We start from the raw sequence: 16,048 nt of genomic DNA, 5'->3' as shown, positions 1-16,048 counted from the left end.
GCGCGAAGCGGCGGGTTAACCCGCCGCAATCTTCGCCAGTTGCGTCATGATGACGGCAGAACCGTTGAGGCGTTTTTCCGGTGTCGGCCAGTCGCGGATGAAGACAATGCTCTGATCCGGCCTGATCTTGGCCATGGAGCCCTGCTCGCCGATCATCTTCACCAGCCCAACCGGATTTGCGAACGTCGCATTGCGGAACTGGATGACCACGCCCTTCGGACCGGCATCAAGCTTCTCGACATTCGCACGGCGGCAAAGCGCCTTGATATAAACAATCTTGAGCAAATGCTGCACTTCGTCGGGCATCGGACCAAAACGGTCGATGAGTTCGGCACCGAAAGCATCGATATCCTGCGGCTCTTCCAGATCAGCCAAACGGCGATAAAGACCAAGACGCAGCTGCAGGTCGGGCACATAGGCTTCGGGGATCATCACGGCGGTGCCGATCGCGATCTGCGGCGACCACTGGCTGTCTTCCACTTCGCCGGTCCCCTTGAGCGTGGCCACCGCCTCTTCGAGCATCTGCTGATAAAGCTCGAATCCAACTTCCTTGATATGGCCCGATTGCTCCTCGCCGAGCAGATTGCCCGCCCCGCGAATATCCATATCGTGGCTGGCAAGCTGGAAGCCTGCTCCCAACGTGTCGAGCGACTGCAGAACCTTTAGGCGACGTTCCGCCGTCTGCGTCAGCATCTTACCTGCCGGAAGGGTGAACAGCGCAAAGGCGCGTTGCTTGGAACGACCGACTCGACCGCGTAGCTGGTACAATTGAGCCAGGCCGAACATATCGGCGCGGTGCACGATCATCGTGTTAGCCGTCGGAATATCGAGGCCGGATTCCACGATGGTCGTAGACAGAAGCACATCATATTGACCATCATAGAAGGCGTTCATGATGTCATCCAGCACGCCCGGCGCCATCTGCCCATGGGCCACGGCCACTTTCAGTTCGGGCACATGCGTTTTCAGGAACTCTTCGATCTCGCCAAGATCGGAAATGCGCGGACAGACGTAGAAGCTCTGGCCGCCGCGATAGCGTTCACGCAAAAGCGTTTCACGAATAACAAGCGGATCGAACGGCGAGACGAAGGTGCGCACCGCCATACGGTCGACGGGAGGCGTGGTGATGAGCGAGAGTTCTCGCACACCGGTCAGCGCAAGCTGCAAGGTGCGTGGGATTGGCGTAGCGGACAATGTCAGCACATGCACGTCCGACTTCAGCTCTTTCAGCCGCTCCTTGTGCTTAACGCCGAAATGCTGCTCTTCATCGATGATGAGCAGACCGAGATTCTTGAACTTGATCGAATTGCCGAGCAGCGCATGCGTGCCGACGACAATATCGACGGTTCCTTCTTCCAGCCCCTTCTTGGCCGCCGCAAGCTCCTTCGTGCCGACAAGACGCGAGGCATGAACAAGATTGATCGGCAAGCCATGGAAGCGCTTCGAGAAGGTCTTGAAATGCTGGCGCGACAGAAGCGTCGTCGGCACGACGACCGCCACCTGAACACCGCTCATCGCAGCAATAAAGGCTGCGCGCAGCGCTACTTCCGTTTTGCCAAAGCCGACATCACCACAGATCAGACGATCCATCGGCTTGCCTGCAGCCAGATCATCCGCCACGGACTCGATAGCAGTTAGCTGGTCGTCGGTTTCATCATAGGGAAAACGAGCGGAGAATTCGGCATAAAGTCCGTCCGGCGGCGTCATCACCGGCGCACCGCGCATCTGGCGTTCGGCGGCGATCTGGATCAGATGACCGGCGATCTCAAGCAGGCGTTTCTTGAGCTTGGCCTTGCGCATCTGCCATGCGCCGCCGCCAAGCTTGTCGAGAACTGCATCGGAGCCTTCCGAACCATAACGCGAGAGCAGCTCGATATTTTCGACCGGTAGAAACAGCCGGTCATCACCCGCATAATGGATCTCAAGACAATCATGCGGAGCGCCAGCGGCGGTAATGGTCTTGAGACCAATGAAGCGGCCGATACCATGATCGACATGGACGACAATATCGCCAGCGTTTAGCGAGGCGACTTCCGAGATGAAATCCTGATCGCGCTTGCGACGCTTGGAACGGCGGATAAGACGATCACCCAGGATATCCTGCTCGGCCACAATGACGAGATCGCCAGCATCGAAGCCGCTTTCGACGGCCAGCACAGCCGCCGTTACCTTGTCGCGCGACAGCGCCTTGACCGTAGAAAGCCGGTCAACCGACTCGATCTTTTCCAGCCCATGTTCATCAAGGACCTGCAAAAGACGGTCGAGAGAACCTTCAGTCCAGGCAGCAACCAGCACTTTCTTGCCCGCTGCACGCAGTTCGGCAATATGCTTCACCACCGCTTCGAACAGGTTCACGTCGGTAGCGGCACGCTCCTCGGCAAAGCTGCGGCCCTTATGCACATCCGCATGAACAATCGTCCGCCCCGTAACTTCCGGCGCTACGAATGGCGTCAGGTCGATGCGCATGCCTCCGGCTTCGGCATGCTTCTCGACCTCGGACGGTGTGAGATAAAGCGTTTCCGGCTTGACCGGCTTGTAAGGCACGGCATCACTGCCCGGCTCCTTGCCTTCCGCCTGTCTCAGCCGCGCCTCGTAATGATCGACAACCATGGTGTGGCGCTCGGTCAGCGCCTCATGCACCAGATGGTCGAACACCACCGGCATATTGCCCACATGGTCGAAGACAGTATCGAGCTTGTCATAGAACAAAGGCAGCCAGTGTTCCATGCCTGCAAAACGGCGACCTTCGCTAATTGCCTGATATAGCGCATCGTCGCGCTGCGGCGCACCGAACATCGCAACGTAATTCTTGCGGAAACGGCTAATTATGTCCGGCGAGAGCGTGATTTCGCTCATCGGCTGGAGCACGAATTCCTTGCGTGTGCCCGTGGTACGCTGCGAGGCCGGATCAAAAGCACGGATAGATTCCAGCGTATCGCCAAAGAAATCAAGCCGCAGCGGCTCTTCCGCACCCGGCGCATAAAGATCGAGAATGCCGCCGCGCACCGCAAATTCACCAATGTCACGGACGGTAGAAACGCGCTCGAAACCGTTGCGTTCCAGTCGGGATGCCAGATCGTTCATATCCAGCTGGTTGCCGGGGCGCGCCGAAATCACCTGTTCGGCAATAGCCTCCTGCGGCGGCAGTTTTTGCAGAACGGCATTTGCAGTCGTGAGGATGATCGCCGGATGCGGCGTCTTTTTAAGCTGGGGCAGTGCACTAAGAGCAGCTAGCCGGCGCGCGGATGCATCGGCACCGGGCGATACGCGATCATAAGGCAAGCAGTCCCATGCAGGCAGATGCAGAACCGGCATATCCGGCGCCACGAAACTCAAGACCTGCTCCAGATCGGCAATGCGCTGCCCGTCGCGCACGATATACATGATCGGCCCGCGTTCGCCGATCTCTTCTGCCAGACGGATAAGGCAGAACGCCTCGTAACCGTCGGCAACGCCGTCGATCACGATATGACGATTTGCCCCGAGCGCGCTGGAGGACTTGAGACCTAGTTTGCTGAAAACGGGCATGGGAACCTTGAACTCAGAATTCTATGCGGTCGCGGAAAGCGACAATATCGCGGAACAGAGGCGTGTCGTAATCTGCCGGGATCGGGCTTTCACCCGTCACCCATTTGAGAAGATCGCGGTCAAGCACTTCAAGAATATGCTCGAACTCATCGAGCTGCGGGTCGGTGAAACCCACAATATATTCATCCGCATATTGCCCGAGGATCAGATCCATCTCGCGCATACCACGATGCCACGCGCGAAATAGAAGCTTGCGGCGCCGTACATCCAGATTTTCCGTCGCCAATGTGCTGCCAGTCATCCTCGGTAAGCTCCAATCATTCAAATTGCTGCTGGTATATAGCATCTGCGCGGCAAACGGGAACCCGTTTATCCAACAAGAACAAAAAGAGCACAGAAAGATTATGCGCTGCCCTTGCACCCTGAGACGAAGCAGTTAATGCTCTGCCCTATGCGTCCATCCATGCTCGATCCATTTTTTGCTTCCGTTCGTTCGCTTTCCGGCATTGGTCCGAAAGTTGCCGCTTTGCTTGGAAAATTGCTTGGTACAGATATACCGGGCGCAGAGCCTAGGGTCGGGCAACTGCTATTTCTGGCACCGCACAGTGTGATCGATCGGCGCAATCGGCCCGGCATCGCGCTTGCGCAGGAAGGTGCAATCGTCACACTCGAAGTCACCGTCGACCAGCATCAGCCTGCATCACCCGGGCGTGGCAATGTTCCGCATCGCGTCTTCGCCCATGACGATACGGGCGAAATCGCGCTGACCTTCTTCCATGCGCAATTGCCATGGCTGCACAAAATGCTACCCGAAGGCGAAACAGTTATCGTGTCAGGCAAGGTGGAATGGTTCAACGGTCGGGCCTCCATGGTCCACCCGGACTATATTGCAAGCCTTGAGGATGCGGCCAATCTGCCATTGGTCGAGCCGGTCTATCCGTTGACTGCGGGCCTATCGCCCAAGACACTGGCACGCGCCGTCAAGGAAGCCTTGAGTCGCGTGCCCCCGCTGCCGGAATGGATCGACCCATCCTTGCAGGCGCGCGAGCGCTTCACCAGTTTTCAGCAATCGCTCAACACGCTTCACCTGCCCGAAGATCCGTCGGACATCGCGCTTGAAAGCATTTCGCGACGCAGGCTCGCCTATGACGAATTTCTGGCCGGGCAACTGGCGCTCGCCCTCGTACGTGCCAAGACGCGCAGGCTTTCCGGTCGCCCATTGGAGGGCACAGGACGCATCGTTGCCGAGATCATGCGGCACCTGCCCTATCGTTTGACCAAGGGGCAGGATCAGGCGGTCCGCGAAATCATCACAGACCTCAAATCGCCTGAGCGCATGTTACGGCTTTTGCAGGGCGATGTCGGCTCTGGTAAGACGGTCGTTGGATTGCTGTCCATGGCGCACGCCGCTGAATCCGGCGGCCAGTCAGCACTCATGGCCCCAACGGAAGTTCTTGCCCGCCAGCATTTTGCAACCATCGCTCCGCTTGCGGAGAAGGCAGGATTGAAAGCAGCGCTGCTGACCGGTCGCGAAAAGGGCCGTGACCGGAATGCCGTTCTCGAAGGATTGAAAAGCGGCGAAATCGATATCGTCATCGGCACGCACGCTCTTTTTCAGGAAAAGGTCGAGTATCACGACCTCGTTCTCGTCATCATCGATGAACAACACCGCTTCGGCGTGCATCAGCGCCTGATGCTGACTGCAAAGGGTTCCGCACCGGATATGCTGGTGATGACGGCTACACCCATCCCGCGAACCCTCGTGCTTACAGCCTTCGGCGATATGGACGTGTCGAAACTGACTGAGAAGCCTGCCGGACGCCAGCCCATCACGACTGCCATTGTGCCAATGGAACGCATGGGCGAACTTGTCGAGCGCATCCGAAAGGCCGTGGCAGAAGGACAAAAAATCTACTGGATTTGCCCGCTCGTGGAGGAATCCGAAGTCGTTGAACTGACTTCGGCGGAAGAACGTTTCGAAAGCCTCAAGCCCGTCTTCGGCGAGCGCATCGGCCTTATCCATGGCCGCATGAACGGGGCTGAAAAAGACGAGGCCATGCGGGCATTCAAACAAGGCGAAACGCGGGTTCTCGTCGCGACTACCGTGATCGAAGTCGGCGTGGATGTGCCCGACGCCACGATCATCGTCATCGAGCATGCAGAACGGTTCGGTCTGTCGCAATTGCACCAGCTACGCGGTCGCGTGGGTCGCGGCGACAAACCTTCAACCTGCCTGCTGCTGTACAAAGGGCCGCTGGGTGAAATTGCACAAGCCCGACTGAAGGTCATGCGAGAAACGGAAGACGGTTTCCGTATCGCTGAAGAAGACTTGAAACTGCGCGGCGAAGGCGAGTTGCTCGGCACGCGGCAATCCGGAACGCCGGGTTTCCGTCTGGCATCCATTGAAGCGCATGGCGATCTTCTGGAAATCGCCCGCAAGGATGCGCGCTATATTTTGACAAACGATCCCGATCTGGAATCCGAGCGCGGACAGGCGTTGCGCGTCCTGCTTTATCTTTTCGGGCGCGATGAAGCGATCAGACTTTTAAGAGCTGGATAGCAAAATGGCGGCAATCCGCCGCCATTTCTATTAACTTATAAAGTTTTTTCTATAACAAGCTGAATTTACTCGACAGTTACCGACTTTGCCAGATTGCGCGGCTGATCGACATCGGTGCCCATCAGTACGGCTGTATGATAAGCCAGCATCTGGACCGGCAAAGCATAGACGAGCGGCGTAATGAATTCCGGCACATCCGGCAGAACAATGGTCGCCATCGTGTCGATGCTTGCAGCTTCAGCGCCCTTCTTGTCGGTGATAAGAATGATGCGACCGCCGCGCGCTGCGACTTCCTGCATGTTGGAAACGGTCTTCTCATAGAGACGATCAGACGGCGCAATGACGATTACCGGCATGCTTTCATCGATCAACGCAATCGGGCCGTGCTTCAATTCACCGGCGGCATAGCCTTCGGCGTGAATATAGGAAATTTCCTTCAGCTTAAGCGCACCTTCCATCGCCAGCGGGAAGGACGTGCCGCGGCCGAGATAAAGCACATGATTGACCTTGGCGAGTTCTGTGCAAACCGCTGCGATCTGGTCTTCAAGCTTCAGAACCTGATTGATGAACCGTGGCGCTTCGGAAAGCTGGCGTACCAGTTCCTGTTCCCGCTTGTCATCGATAGCGCCGCGCGATTTCGCAGCCGCAATTACCAGCGAGGCCATGGCCGACAGCTGGCAGGTAAAGGCCTTGGTGGAAGCAACGCCGATTTCAGGGCCCGCAAGCGTTGGGAAAACGGCATCGGATTCACGCGCAATGGTCGAGCCGGTGACGTTGACGACGGCGGCGATCTTCAATCCTTGCGACTTGCAGTAGCGCAACGATGCCAGCGTATCAGCCGTTTCGCCTGACTGCGACACGAACATCGCCAGCGAATCCTTCGAGAGCGGCATTTCGCGATAGCGGAATTCGGAAGCGATATCACTGTCGACCGGCAGGCGCGCAATCTGCTCGAACCAGTACTTGCCGACGGATGCCGCATAGTAAGCCGTACCGCAGGCGGAAATCGTCAGGCGGTCGATCTTGCTGAAATCAATACCAATCGCTTCCTGGCGCACCTTACCCGTCGTGAAGTCGAGATAGTTGGCAAGCGTATGAGAAATCACTTCCGGCTGCTCAAACATCTCCTTCTGCATGAAGTGACGATGATTGCCCTTGGAGACGAGCATGTTTGCCGTCTGCGTCTTTTGGATCGGACGCTCAACTTCACTGTTGTTTTCGTCGTAGACAGTCACGCCCTTGCGCGTCAGAACAGCCCAATCGCCATCTTCGAGATAGGCAATGGTATCCGTGAAAGGCGAAAGTGCGATGGCGTCGGAACCGAGGAACATTTCTCCTTCGCCATAACCGACGGCGAGCGGCGGCCCCTGACGTGCACCGATCAAGAGCTCTTCGTCCCCTTCGAACAGGAAGGCGAGTGCGAAGGCACCATGCAGCATCGGCAGGCTATCGCGCACGGCTTCAACCGGGGACTTGCCCTTTGTCAGTTCGCGGGTCACCAGATGGGCAACAGCTTCGGTATCGGTTTCCGTCTGGAAATTGTAGCCTTCTGCCTCAAGCATCGTGCGAAGCTCGGCGAAATTCTCGATGATGCCGTTATGAACGACCGCGAGACGCTCGGTAACATGCGGATGCGCATTGCGTTCCACGGGCTTGCCGTGCGTAGCCCAGCGGGTATGCCCTATACCGATGACGCCCGGAAGCGGCTCTCCGGCCAGACGCTTTTCCAGATTGACCAGCTTGCCTTCTGCGCGGCGGCGATCGAGCTTGCCGTTCTGCAGTGTAGCTATACCGGCAGAATCGTAGCCGCGATATTCAAGCCGCTTCAATGCATCCACAAGAAGCGGAGCGACTTCGTTATTTCCGATAATGCCAATAATGCCACACATAGGCTGCTCCAAATCCAGCGTTCAGGCGCGTTGCTTCGCGGTTTAAAGATTCTAACGCAGAACGGCAACCCAGAGGATCGCCGTTCGCTTAAACAATTGGATGATTCATTTGGTGGAGGTTTTAGCCGCTTTGATGGCGGCGTACTTCTCTCGCAGGAGCTTCGCACGCCCCTCTTTCGTTTCCTGCCGAGCGCGACCAAAGGCCAATGCATCGGCTGGAACATCGTCGGTAATCGTGCTGCCCGACGCGATATACGCATTGTCGCCAATTTCTACCGGAGCAACCAGCGAACTGTTCGACCCGATGAATGCGTTCTCGCCAATCACCGTTTTGTATTTGTTATAACCGTCGTAATTGCAGGTGATCGTACCTGCACCGATATTGCTGGATGCGCCGACTGTCGCATCGCCGATATAGGTCAGGTGATTGATCTTCGCACCTTTATGCACCGTGGCATTCTTCACCTCGCAGAAATTGCCAACCTTGGTTTTCTCACCAAGATTTGCGCCGGGACGCAGGCGCGCAAATGGTCCTATCTCCGCCTTCGGACCAACATCGGCACCTTCCATATGCGAGAACGAATGGATCAAGGCGCCTGTCGACACACGCACATGAGGACCGAAGAAGACGTTCGGTTCAATGACGACATCCGCCTCGATAAGCGTGTCGTGCGAAAAGAATACAGTTTCCGGAGCGATAAGCGTCACGCCTGCAAGCATCATCTCGCGGCGCTTGCGCTGTTGCCAGATGGTTTCTGCTTCGGCCAGTTCAACACGATTGTTGATGCCGATGACGTTATCGACCGGCACTTCGATGGCAGTCACGTTCATACCCTTGCCATGGGCGATGGCGACGATATCGGTGAGGTAATATTCACCCTTGGCGTTGTCATTGCCCACCGCATCCAGAAGCGCCAGAGCGTGTTGACCGCGAACGGCCATCAGCCCACCATTGCAGAAACCGATCAGTTTTTGCGCTTCTGTTGCTTCCTTCTCCTCGACGATGGCGACAAGTTGGTCGCCCTCCTCGATCAGACGACCATAGCCGTACGGATTATCCGTGCGAAAACCGATAACAACGACATCGGCACCATCGGACAGTCGTTCACGGGCCTTTTGCAAAGATTGCGCCTCGATCAGCGGCGTGTCACCGAAAACGATCAGCAGATCGTCATAGCCGCGCTCAATTGCTACGCGCGCTGCCAGGACAGCGTGTGCTGTACCGAGACGTTCCTTCTGCTCGAAAGCCGACACCGGGCCTGCATTTTTTTCCACCGCAGCACGCACATCCTCTGCACCACGCCCTACGACCAGCGCAACGTCACTTTTGCCGGTGCCCTGAACTGCCTTGACCACGTGAGAAACCAGCGGCAGGCCTGCCACCTGATGCAACACTTTCGGCAGGCTGGATTTCATGCGTGTGCCTTCACCAGCGGCAAGTACGATGGAAAGGCAGGAACGGTCTGTCATGATATCGTCCAGAAAATTGAGATGATCTTCGCTCATAGCACCAAAGCGTCTATGAAAACTTACGCGCCGGTCTTCAGGAAAAGACCTTCGATTTGTCCTAGTGCCGGAAAGGTTTCAAGCATCCAGTACGAGAAGGATTGCATGCCACCCGTCAAGAACAGAATACCCGCTACGACCAGAAGCGCGCCCATCGCTTTTTCCACCTTGCCGAGATGCACCCGGAAACGCGAAAGAAACCGCATGAATGCGCCGGAAAAAAGGGCAGCAATCAAAAACGGAATGCCAAGGCCGAGCGAATAGGTCGCAAGCAGTAACGCGCCTTCGCCGACTGTGCTGCTGCCACCTGCAAGCGTCAGGATCGGCCCAAGAACAGGCCCGATGCACGGCGTCCAGCCGAAGGCGAATGCCAGCCCCATGACATAGGCTCCAAGCGGCGATGCAGGGGCATTGCGTGCCTGAAACCGCGCTTCGCGGGACAGGAATGAAAGACGCAGAATGCCAAGGAAATTCAGTCCCATCAAAATGATGACGACACCTGCAACGATTGCGATCTCCTGCTGCCATGCGCGCAGGAAGGCGCCGATGGAAGACGCTCCGGCACCAAGCGCCACGAAAACCGTTGTGAAACCGAGAACGAAGCAAATTGCCGCAAATGCCAAGGAACGGCGCGCAGAAGGTGCTGCCGCGACGGTTGTCGCCTTCTCTGCACGAAAATCTTCAACACTCACACCCGCCATATAACACAGATAGGGTGGCACCAGCGGAAGGACGCAGGGAGAGAGAAACGACAACGCACCGGCTCCGGCTGCGGTCATATATGAAATATCGAGCACCAATACCTCTTTCAATCTATCAAATCACTTGCGGTCTGGCCCGACCGCAGGCTTATATAGACCAACTTCTGCTCTACTTAGAATATTTTCAATGCGGCATCTCGCTCGAACACAAGTTCGCCCTAAATCGAGATCATTGCGCGATTTATAATATATTGCTCCAACCGGACGACGTTCCTATGAGCCTTATTGATGATGAAGTGCCTTCAACACCATCTGCGGCGTCGACAAGACATTCGGGCTGGTTCAAACGCTACCAACATTTCCTGTTTCCGATAGCCGGCATCGCGATTGCGTTGCTGGCGATCTATGTGCTGGAGAATCTGCTTCAGCACACGTCTCGCACGGAAACGCTCGCAGCCTTTCACAACATATCATGGATGACGCTTGGTCTGGCTGTGCTCTTCACGGCGGTGAGCTATGCAGCCGTTGCTCTCTATGACGTTGTGGCAGTGGATACGATTGCGCCCAACCAGATACCGCGCCGTATTGCCGCCGTGGCCGGTGCAGCCGGTTACGCCATCTCCAACGCGCTCGGCTTTTCCCTGCTGACCGGAGGCGCTCTGCGTTATCGCATCTACGCGGCCGAAGGCGTCAGTCTCGCCGATATAGGCAAGATCGTTGGAACATCGTGGTTCGCCATCTGGTTCGCGCTGATTATTATGGTCGGTGCGGCACTTCTCATTGACCCGCAAGATGTTCCATGGCTCTCCGCCATCGATTCCCGCATAGATATTGTCGCTGGCATCGCCATTCTGGGCGGTATCGGCTGGCTGATCTACTGGCTGTCGCATGAACAGCGCAGCTTCACGATAGGCTCGTTCAGCTTGCGCCTGCCGAATTCCAAAGGCGCGCTGACCCAGATTTTTGCCGGACTGGTGGATGTGGGTGCTGCAGCTGCTACTCTCTATGTCCTCATGCCTGCCGATGCAGTGCCAAGCTTTGCAGTATTTGCACTGGTTTATGTGATCGCCATTGTGCTCGGCATTGCCAGTCATGCTCCAGGTGGTCTTGGAGCTTTTGAGGCGACGATCATTGCGGGCCTTGGCCTGGGCGGAAAACCGGATGCCATTGCAGGACTTCTCGCGTACCGGCTTATCTACACCGTTTTGCCGCTTGTTGTGGCGACGGCAGGCATTCTCATATGGGAGATCATGCGCCGTCGCCATATGCTCGGCAAACAGGCGCGCTTCGCCAAACGTCTGGTGGAACCGCTTATCCCGAGTCTTTCTGCCAGTATCATCTTTCTTGGCGGCATCATCCTTCTCATTTCCGGTGCAACGCCGGACCTTCGCTACCGCGTGGAAGTCCTCTCCGACATCGTTCCTGAATCTCTCATGGAGATGTCGCATCTTGCTGCCAGCCTCGTCGGCGTTGCGCTGCTCATCGTGGCGCGTGGCCTGTCGAAGCGGCTTGCGCGAGCGTGGGTGGCCGCACTGATCCTTCTCCTCAGTGGCGCTGCCTTTTCCCTGGCTAAGGGCCTCGACTGGGAGGAAGCGACCATTCTCTGCATTTTCGCCTTCACGCTCTGGGGGTTCAGGGATTCGTTCTATCGACGACCCATTTCCGGGCCGTTCGACTTGAGCTGGAACTGGATTGCGACCGTCGGTACAACCGTCCTCGTTTCCACATGGCTTGGCTTTTTCGTCTATCGGCATGTGGAATATTCCAATGACCTCTGGTGGGATTTCGCTTGGAACGGCAACGCACCCCGGTTTCTGCGGGCGACTGTGCTTGTCTTTGCCGTGGTCGCCGCCGCCGGCCTCTATTCGCTTATCAACCGAAACGGTCACCGCAAACGGAAGGTGGATTATTCTATACCCGATGCCGTGCCCGAACTGGTCGCTCGATGGCCGCACACAGATGCGGCACTGGCACTGCTTGGAGACAAGCAGTTCCTTCTCGCTCCTGACAACAGCGCCTTCATCATGTATGCGCAATCCGGCGGCAGCCTGATTGCGCTTGGCGACCCTATCGGCAGCGAACAGACGGCCAGGGAGCTTGCATGGTCATTTCACGCGCTGGCTGACAAGCTTGCCTTGCGAACCGTATTTTATGGCGTTGGCCCGCAAAGCCTGCCGCTGTTTCTGGATATGGGACTGGTTGCACTGAAGCTCGGTGAAGTGGCTCGCGTCGACCTCACCAATTTCTCGCTCGACGGGCCCCGTCGCCAGCCATTCCGCTACGCCGACCGCAAGATCGACAAGGACGGCCTGACGTTTGAAATCATCCCGGCAGCCGACGTGCCTCCGCTCATTCCTCGCCTGCGAGAGATTTCCAACGCTTGGCTCGATTTCAAATCGGGCAGCGAAAAGGGGTTCTCGCTGGGTTACTTCGATGACGAATATATGAAACGTTTCGATGTCGCCGTCTTGAAAAGTAACGGAGAAATCGTGGCGTTCGCCAATATGTGGCGTGGTGCGGATAAACATGAAATTACTGTCGACCTCATGCGCTATATGCCGAACGTGCACAAGCTCCTGATGGACGCGCTGTTTGCAAAACTGCTGATGGCCAGCAAGGAAGAAGGTTACAAGTGGTTCAATCTTGGCGCCGCCCCGCTTTCCGGTCTGAGCGGCAGCAGGCTGGCATCCCGATGGAACCGTTTCGGTTCCTTCATCTACAAGCGCGGCGCTGATCTTTATCACTTTGACGGCCTAAAAGCTTTCAAGGAGAAATTCGATCCAGTCTGGACTCCTCATTACATGGTTTGCCCCGGCGGGCTTGAGACCCCGCGCGCACTTCTTGATGCCACAACCCTTATCAATGGCAGCCCATTGGAGTTCATCCGCAAATGACGAAAAGACGTGTTCTCTTTACTGTGCTCGGATTGGTTCTGGTGGCTGCTGCGGGCGTTTACGGCGCGATGCACACCGGTAAAATTGCAAGGCTCTGGACGAAAATAACCGATTCCGACGAACCGGTTATCCATGCAAGCGCTGAAAGACTATCCAATATTCCGGTTTATATGCCGAAGAACGACCCCGTCGGCCTTGCGATTCTGCTGAGCGACGACGGCGGCATCGGTGATCGCGAAAAAAAGTTCATGGATGCCATGCTTGCCCGGAACATGATCGTTCTGCCCGTCGAGCTTGGCCCATGGCGCGCCGCGCTCGATAAGGAGGACGGCGAGTGCAACTATCTGGACTCCGATTTCGAAGCCATCGCCAAGGAAGCCTTACGCGGGCTTGATCTAGGCGTCTATTTTCACCCTGTCCTGGCAGGTATTGGACAGGGGGGCACTATCGCTTACGCGGCTGCCTCGGATTCACCGGATGCGACCATTGCTGGTGCTGTGTCGCTTGATCCTGTTCCGGCCAAGACCCGTTTGCCTTCGTGCACGGAGAAAGCTGATGCAACCAAGGCTCCCGATGGTGGCTTCACCTACGGCTTCAATGCCGCCATTCCGGCCCCTGCCCTTGTGATCAGCCCCGCCGGATCGCCGACAAACAATCCGGTTACGGCCCGGCAGGAAAATTTCGCCGTGCTCCAATCCGCGCCCGAGTTTCCGGCACGTCTGAAAATGGCCGTCGACAATGTCGTTGCCATGGCGGATCAGGATGCCAAGAATGAAGCCCTGCCTATCGTAGACCTTCCCGCAAAGGGTGGGAAAGCCGAAATGGTTGCGGTTTTCTATTCGGGCGATGGCGGCTGGCGCGACCTCGACAAATCCATTGGTGAATGGCTGCAGGCTCATGGCGTTCACGTCATTGGCGTCGATTCGCTGCGCTATTTCTGGTCAGAGCGAACGCCGGAAGAAATAGCCAATGACACGACGGCCATGATCAAGAAGGCAGACCCAACGAACAAATTGCCGGTTGCAGTCCTGGGTTATTCGTTCGGTGCCGATACATTCCCCTTTGCGTGGAAATATCTCGACCCCACCATACAGGACCGGACGAAAATGATCGGGCTTCTCGGTGTCGAAACAACGACGACCTTTCAGGTATCCATCGAGGGCTGGCTTGGAATGGATGGCGACAAGGATGTTGTTCCGGCCATTTCGACCATTCCGCTTGACCGGGTGGTTTGTGTTTACGGCGAAGAAGAAGACGATACCGCCTGTACTGCTACAGAGCTGAAAGGCATGGAAGTCATGAAACTGGCAGGCGGTCATCACTTTGATGAAAACTATGAGCCTATTGCCGCCAGCTTGCTTGAAAAGATGCGTGCCCGCGCTGGATTGCCACCACGGCCAGCCAGTTGACAGCTCTGTCGAAACTGGCATCCGCATGACGGACGCCAGTTTGATGGTTCAGCCGACAGCGGATTTTCAACCCTCAAGTTGCCAACGCGCATAATCAACCAACAGGAATGCAATCAGACTGATTCCGATCAGCGGCAAAGCCCAGCCGATAGCAAGAGAAGCGATTACAACCCCGACTTGCTGCGCGACAGAGAGGCGCTTCCAGCTTGCGATCAATGTTCTCGGCTTCGATCCCGCCGGTGGGCGCCGCTGCCACCAGATGCGATAGCCGTAAACGATCATCACAATGAGCGCCAAGCCAAGTCCAGCCATCACAATTTGATTGGCGATCCCGAACAGGATGCCCATATGAAGATCGATGCCCCAGCGGATCAATTTTGCGATGATGGGAAAGGTTTCAAAATCTGCACGGCTGATAACACCCATATCGCTTGGATCCAGAACAATCGTATCTACTTGCGTCGGCCAGGACCGATCATATTCACGCACCAGCCAGCCTTGATCCGATGAACGGGGCACCCGAATTTCGACCATGGGTGAGTCCAGCCCCGCCTGTCGCGAAGCCAGATAAACGTTATCCAGCTGTCCAACATAGTCCTTCACATCACTCGTGCTGGACGGCACCGACGTATCGCCATGGCCTTGATGTGCGCTATGTTCTTGCTTGGAATCTGTTGCCTTATTCAGGGCGGTTGAGACCGACGGCGTAATCCAACCAACCGCTGCTCTGAACTGGTCAATTCTTCCACCGGCCAGTTGCGACCACGTCATGCCGGTTGCCGAAAGGAACAAAAGCCCGACAGCGATCCAGATACCGACCTGACCGTGAAAACGGCGGGTCTTCAGGTGCTGGTTTTTCGTTTGTTGTTGTTTTCGCCGGATATCCCGCTTCCACCACCAAAGCAACACACCACCGAGAGCTGCTATCCAAAGCCAGGATGCCGCAAGTTCGCTGTAATAACGCCCGAAGTTCCCGAGCATGAGATTGCGGTGCAAATAGTCAATTGCCGCTCGAAACGGCAATGTTCCACTTGTGCCATAGGCGACGAGATCACCTTTCACTGCCAGTGTGACGGGATCAACGAAAACTGCCCGACTTTCAGATTCTCCCAATCCAGGCTGGTTGAACATAACCCGTGTGTTCCAGCCCGGACCGGCTGAGGGCCTCACGGCGAAAAGTCTTGGGCCATCGCCTATATAGGCCTCGGCCACCTTCACCTGTTCTGTCAGCGGCTGCACTGTTCCAAGCGACGCGGTACGCAACTGGTCACGATAGATATAATTTTCGAGCTGCGGCGTGAGGACATAAAGTGTGCCTGTCACAGTTGCGATCAGAATAAAAGGACCTACAAACAGGCCGACATAGAAATGAAGTCGTGTGACAAAGGCGTGGAAGCCGGAGCTCGTAGAACTCGTGGCATTATGCTGTACGTGTGCCTCACCTTTTCCTTCAAGAAGCATATCCGTCATGGAACCCTCCTTGAACATAGAGGGAAGCGCAGCGCATGATTTGTGCAATTGCGTGTGCAGCCAGCCTCGGCCACCACGATAGGACGATGGT

9 protein-coding genes are annotated in these 16,048 nt (G+C 56.4%); 3 read left to right on the top strand and 6 right to left on the bottom strand.

The window, feature by feature from the left end; all coding sequences use genetic code 11:
• Positions 1–15: 15 nt before the first annotated feature.
• Together mfd and HWX93_RS00230 are read right to left on the bottom strand one after the other, a co-directional pair.
• Entirely contained in the window at positions 16–3,528 is a 3,513-nt protein-coding gene (mfd, locus tag HWX93_RS00235; protein WP_176036061.1) for a transcription-repair coupling factor, read from the bottom strand.
• Between the two features lie 13 nt (positions 3,529–3,541).
• A complete protein-coding gene (locus tag HWX93_RS00230; RefSeq protein WP_061345376.1) occupies positions 3,542–3,829 on the bottom strand; it encodes a succinate dehydrogenase assembly factor 2 in 288 nt (95 codons plus the stop codon).
• Positions 3,830–3,967: 138 nt separating this feature from the next.
• Here HWX93_RS00230 and recG point away from each other — a divergent pair, with 138 nt between their 5' ends.
• Complete coding sequence (recG, locus tag HWX93_RS00225; RefSeq protein WP_176036060.1) at positions 3,968–6,088, top strand: ATP-dependent DNA helicase RecG; 2,121 nt, start codon at positions 3,968–3,970, stop codon at positions 6,086–6,088.
• A 65-nt stretch (positions 6,089–6,153) separates the two neighbouring features.
• Here recG and glmS read toward each other — a convergent pair whose 3' ends face one another.
• The 3 genes from glmS to HWX93_RS00210 all read right to left on the bottom strand — a co-directional run bounded on the left by glmS (position 6,154) and on the right by HWX93_RS00210 (position 10,280).
• Positions 6,154–7,977 (bottom strand): glutamine--fructose-6-phosphate transaminase (isomerizing), encoded by a 1,824-nt coding sequence (gene glmS / locus HWX93_RS00220; RefSeq protein ID WP_176036059.1) that lies wholly within the window; start codon positions 7,975–7,977, stop codon positions 6,154–6,156.
• Positions 7,978–8,082: 105 nt separating this feature from the next.
• A complete protein-coding gene (glmU, locus tag HWX93_RS00215) occupies positions 8,083–9,447 on the bottom strand; it encodes a bifunctional UDP-N-acetylglucosamine diphosphorylase/glucosamine-1-phosphate N-acetyltransferase GlmU (protein ID WP_176036058.1) in 1,365 nt (454 codons plus the stop codon).
• Positions 9,448–9,506: 59 nt separating this feature from the next.
• Positions 9,507–10,280, bottom strand: coding sequence for a cytochrome c biogenesis CcdA family protein (locus HWX93_RS00210; protein WP_176036057.1), 774 nt, complete (start codon positions 10,278–10,280; stop codon positions 9,507–9,509).
• Positions 10,281–10,459: 179 nt separating this feature from the next.
• On the opposite strand from HWX93_RS00210, the gene mprF reads away from it, so the two are divergent.
• Positions 10,460–13,078 carry a bifunctional lysylphosphatidylglycerol flippase/synthetase MprF gene (mprF, locus tag HWX93_RS00205; RefSeq protein WP_176036056.1) on the top strand — a complete coding sequence of 873 codons (2,619 nt, stop codon included), beginning with the start codon at positions 10,460–10,462 and terminating at the stop codon, positions 13,076–13,078.
• Entirely contained in the window at positions 13,075–14,487 is a 1,413-nt protein-coding gene (locus HWX93_RS00200) for an AcvB/VirJ family lysyl-phosphatidylglycerol hydrolase (RefSeq protein ID WP_176036055.1), read from the top strand. The genes mprF and HWX93_RS00200 overlap by 4 nt, the downstream gene beginning before the upstream one ends.
• A gap of 66 nt (positions 14,488–14,553) precedes the next feature.
• Here HWX93_RS00200 and HWX93_RS00195 read toward each other — a convergent pair whose 3' ends face one another.
• Positions 14,554–15,957, bottom strand: coding sequence for a PepSY-associated TM helix domain-containing protein (locus tag HWX93_RS00195; RefSeq protein WP_176036054.1), 1,404 nt, complete (start codon positions 15,955–15,957; stop codon positions 14,554–14,556).
• Positions 15,958–16,048 lie beyond the last annotated feature (91 nt).

Source organism: Brucella tritici (assembly GCF_902825325.1).
GTDB lineage: Bacteria > Pseudomonadota > Alphaproteobacteria > Rhizobiales > Rhizobiaceae > Brucella.
This window is presented reverse-complemented; position numbering and strand designations above follow the sequence as displayed.